We start from the raw sequence: 4,729 nt of genomic DNA, 5'->3' as shown, positions 1-4,729 counted from the left end.
ACGTTTCTATTTATTTTACTTAACCTATTTCCATCACTTCATTAACGATACACCATATGGGAATTTTTTCGAATAAAGAATAGAACCCGCTTTAAAGCGAATTCTATTCTTTATTAGCTTAATCTAGTAATGCTAAGCGGTCGAACAGAGTCGTAGAATCATTAGTAGCGTTACCTAATAGAATGTAAGGAAATACATCTTCCATATTATGACTTAAATTATTTATTCCTTTTCTAGCTTTACCAATATTATATGTTCCCATATCTTCAGGTGTTGAATTAATAGTGCCATTTGCATAGTATACTACCTCTCTATAGGAGGTTCCGTCTGGGTTTATCTCTGTCTTACCTTCCTCTAAGTCAGGTTCTATAAACTTTAAATTAGGTCCATTACCTTTTAAATTATTCTGATGATACCTTGCTTTTTTGGTTACTTCCTCAGGTGTGTCTCCCAATTCAATCCAGTTACTTCGTATTGCATCAAGAGGGGTAGGTGGAAGGTTAGTATTGCCTATAGAGTCTGGAACTGTATTTGGTAAATTCCTATTATAATGTGTTGTTTTATCAGGCATTTCTCCTCTATTTTCTTCATAAATTTCTAGTATCATTTGTTGAATTAGGAGTTTATCAACGCAATTTAACTTTGCGTATGCGTTATATGCCGATCTCCCTGCATTAGTTTTTACTTTCTCTATAATATCTTTACTTATTTCCTCAATTCGTGCTGCGGATAAAGTCTGAACTAAAGAATCGAACACATTGGAACCTGTATTTCTACCCGAATTAATATTATTGTCAATTTGTATAAAACCGGAACCTTCACCAATATTAATTGTGGAAATTTGATCAAATGCCCAGTCTTGTGGAAGAGGGAACCCTAGATTGCCACTAAATCCAGTAGACATACCACTTACAAAGCTACTTTGTGAATACCCTTTTTCACTAACTCGAATACAAACATTCCTTGCTCCATAAACACCTATTTTATACTTTGAATCATGATATTCTACCATTCCCATTGCCAAAGATTCAAAATATGGGAGAATAAAGTCTACGATATCAGTATCCATAGCATCGAAATCAACGGCAAAATAGATGACATTTCCACGTCGAAATCCTAATTTTTCAGCAGCAGTAACTGCTCTTTCAAGGTCTACCCTTGCAGAATATTTATTAAAGTATGTTGCGAAGGAACCGTAAGTTTGATAAATCGGGAATACATTTAATCCGGCATACTTAATGACATCTAACTCGCCAGGCTGAATTTTTTTATTGAAAGTACTATTGCCTGCGTTAGTGAGATATCTTCCTACAACTCTATACCCAGCATTATACAAAGATTGTGCTCTTTCCGGTGTTACAGTTGTTGAGCAGTCACAAGCAGTCCCTTTCCTAGTCGGATCTCCCGTACTTACTAATAATGATGCCCAAGTTGGGAAATCCCCCTTCCCCGTTAAGGGTAGCGCCACAAATTCTTGGAACTCTTTAACTTCATCACTCAATGCACTAGAAAACACACCATCAAAAGCAACTGAATATCCATTGAATATCATTGCAGCTTGAAATAATTTAACGAAGTTCTTTGTAGAATCCACACTTCCTACTGTAAGTACAGCCTTATCCTTTATTCCTTGTTGCGTTCCTGGGCCAAAGTTTCCATTTGCAACAGAATCAGTCATTTCTATTTCATACTGTATAGCGTACACTAGATTTTTTTGAATATTTCTAGAAAAATGACCATCACAAGGTGAATAGAAAAAGTTCAGTCTATTATTATATTTCCTATTTAACCATTGTTGAACTTGTCGTATTTCATAGGAGCCATTATTCACCACAATGTATGCATCCATCGTTAATAGAGCTTTGAAAAGTTTAGGTGTTACAACTCCATCGCCATATCCCACTCCAACGATATCAGAATGCATCGCTTTAACTGCTGCAAAAGTACTTGGTCCAAATGTTCCGTTGATTGCGGTAGGGTTATATCCTTTACAAAACAATCCGCTTTGAATAATTTTTACAATATTAGGATTAGCTGAAAACCCTTCTGTAATATTTCCATACTTTGATTGCAGTGCTGAAAGTGTCCCTGATCCAAAGTTATCGGCTGGAATTGCAATTCCTAGCTCAATTTGAAGTGCCCTTGTTAAGGCATACATAGTAGCCCAACCTGTTTTTCCATTGGTTTGAATTGCATTGTAGCCTACTCTGCCGCCGTAAGTCCCGTTTAGCCATTCCTGAGCCTGTAATACCATTAAATCCATCCTAAATTCCCTCCAAAAAAAATATTTTTTGTGATACTTTCAATAAAGAAAATTTCAGTTGAAAAAACACAACCGTTTTTTGAAAAATAATGACCCGGCAACTTCGAAAGTAAATAGATATCTTCTTGACCGCGATTTTTTTCTGACAAGGTTGTATTTTTACTTAATCTTTATCTTTATTAAGTAAATGAATTTAGGATAAAGAATATATGGTATAACAATTTATTAAGTATTAATAGGCTAAACTTAATTATTCATTTTTTTAACACCAATACTCTTCTATACTTAATCTATTATTAATTCTACTATGATTGTTTATTTTGAAGTCCTTTTAAAGATGGTTTTAGTGAATCTTCTCTAATTGGATCATTAATGCGTAACTCTTTTGTATAAAGATAATTGATTATTGCGTTATCATCTCTATAGGTTTCGTACTGAACCAGTATGCCCGTATCTTTGTCTATCCATAAACGATACCAGCTGGATTCCAATACCGTACTGGAATTTCCGTTTAACTTTCCTTTAATAAGAATTGTGTTATGACCATTAATTTCAGCGTTCTGTTTTTCAATATCCCAATTAGAGGAGTCTCCCATGAAAAGATTTACCATTTCACTAGGGAACAGTGAATCCTTTGCTAAGCCTACCAATTCTTCTAAAGTAGAATTTCCAATGTTTAATATACTATCATATGTTCTTTCCTTCTCATTTACACTCCATAGAGTATCTTTATTAAAATAAGTAGATTCAAAAGGGACCTCAATTGGTTTGTATATTCTGCTGTAACCTTTTGAATTCTCCCCATTATTAATAATTTGGTATTCAACCTCCCATTGACCAAGAGAACGATTATATTGTTCAAATCTTCCTTTTGCAGATTTAAAGTTTTCTTTTGAAGTAAGCATCTTTTTCAATACGTCTTCTTTAGTCATATCACCAAACACTTCATCATTTCGCACCGGTTTGTATATAGATGAGCTACCTTCTGTTTTTTCCTTATTTAGTTCAGATGCTCTATTCGCATCTAAATCACTTTTAAAAGAACTTAGTAGAATAAATAATAAGCATAAGGGTACTGCTATACTTAGTGATTGAATCAGGATTCTTTTAAAAAAACTTTCTTTTTTATTCTCTTTTGATTCAATCATTCTGAATACAAAGTCCTTGTTTTTTTGTTCAAATTTAATTTTTTTTAATACCGTCTGATTTAATGTTTCATCCAAATTTTCAAGTTCCTTATTCATGAATTTTCAATCCTTTCAGCGGTTTTTCTAACATTTTTTTCCCTCTACTTAATCTTGATTTTATTGTATTCATATTAATATTGAGCAGCTTGGAAATTTCCGCTAAAGACAAGTGTTCATAATAATAAAGGATAATGATTTCACGATATTTTACGGGCAAAGATAAGACTTTAATAGATATCTCCTGTTTTGCTTCTTTCATGAATACCTCCTGTTCAAAAGAACCATTAGAGGATTTTTGGAAAGTACTAATTACATCAGTGACAATAATATTCCTAAAAGACCAAGTTTTCTTATAATCCTTACATTTATTTACCGTAATCTTATATAGCCAAGTTTTATAGGATGAATCCCCTCTAAAATCTTTTAGTTTTTCATAGCATTTTAAAAATACGTCTTGGGCAATGTCTTCCGCAGCTTGATCGGAACGTACATATGTATAGGCTAATCGAATGATCATATCACCATAGCGATCCATTAACCAGTTTAGTTTTTCTCTATTATCCCAATTTGGATCAATTACTTCTGTACTATTTTCTTTCGATAATAAATCCATCCTTCCTCCCCCTTTATACTTTAGACGACGTTTACTTATGATTAGGTGCATATGTTTCAATTATATTAAAAAATTATTAATACCTATAAAAAAACAAGCTGACCTATTGGCCAGCCTTTAAAGGATGTTGAGAAAATTATATTTGTAAAAATTGTTCAATCAGCCGAGTTGTAAGTGTTATAACAAAAGATGCTCCTGATAGCCTTAAAGTCGAACCGTACTTTGAAAATTACTACTGTCAAAGCAATCAGGAAAGGAATCTATTCTCCTTTTCTATATATCAACAGTATAAAAAACGACTTTATTGAATAATAAACGTGGAAGTTACCAAAGTAAAATGTCCAATTGCACTTCCTGCTGGTGCACCTTCATTAAAGTCAACTTTAATTCGATATGATCCTTGGGGTGGTCTGCGATTTGTAAGGCTGAAAACGATAATATCAGTTGTGTGAAGAAAAGATCCATATTTACATTCCCAGTTGGTCCAACCATTATAAGAATCATACTTCTGTAAACATACTTTATAATCCAATTCAACTCCACCAGTTGAAGCACCTTTCATTTGAAAGTCAACTGAAGTTGCAGTTTTAGTGTAAGTATTTGCGTCTGTACAACCAGTAATATAATAAGATGAAGTAGTAAAACAAGCCATTTTTTCATTCCTCC

General features: G+C 33.3%; 4 protein-coding genes. All 4 read right to left on the bottom strand.

All coding sequences use genetic code 11. The annotated features are described in order from the left end of the window. Positions 1-118: 118 nt before the first annotated feature. A complete protein-coding gene (locus tag V7150_RS25415) occupies positions 119-2,263 on the bottom strand; it encodes a glycoside hydrolase domain-containing protein (RefSeq protein ID WP_335523843.1) in 2,145 nt (714 codons plus the stop codon). Positions 2,264-2,568: 305 nt separating this feature from the next. Continuing rightward, positions 2,569-3,507: a hypothetical protein gene (locus V7150_RS25410; RefSeq protein WP_335523840.1), complete on the bottom strand. Its 939-nt coding sequence runs from the start codon at positions 3,505-3,507 to the stop codon at positions 2,569-2,571. Next, complete coding sequence (locus V7150_RS25405; RefSeq protein ID WP_335523839.1) at positions 3,500-4,063, bottom strand: sigma-70 family RNA polymerase sigma factor; 564 nt, start codon at positions 4,061-4,063, stop codon at positions 3,500-3,502. Before V7150_RS25405 ends, V7150_RS25410 begins: the two co-directional genes overlap by 8 nt. A gap of 301 nt (positions 4,064-4,364) precedes the next feature. Then, the coding region (locus V7150_RS25400; protein ID WP_335523836.1) for a hypothetical protein at positions 4,365-4,729 on the bottom strand (365 nt) is incomplete at its 5' end.

The sequence above is a fragment of the Neobacillus drentensis genome, from assembly GCF_036965245.1.
Classification (GTDB): Bacteria; Bacillota; Bacilli; order Bacillales; family Cytobacillaceae; genus Neobacillus; species Neobacillus drentensis_G.
This window is presented reverse-complemented; position numbering and strand designations above follow the sequence as displayed.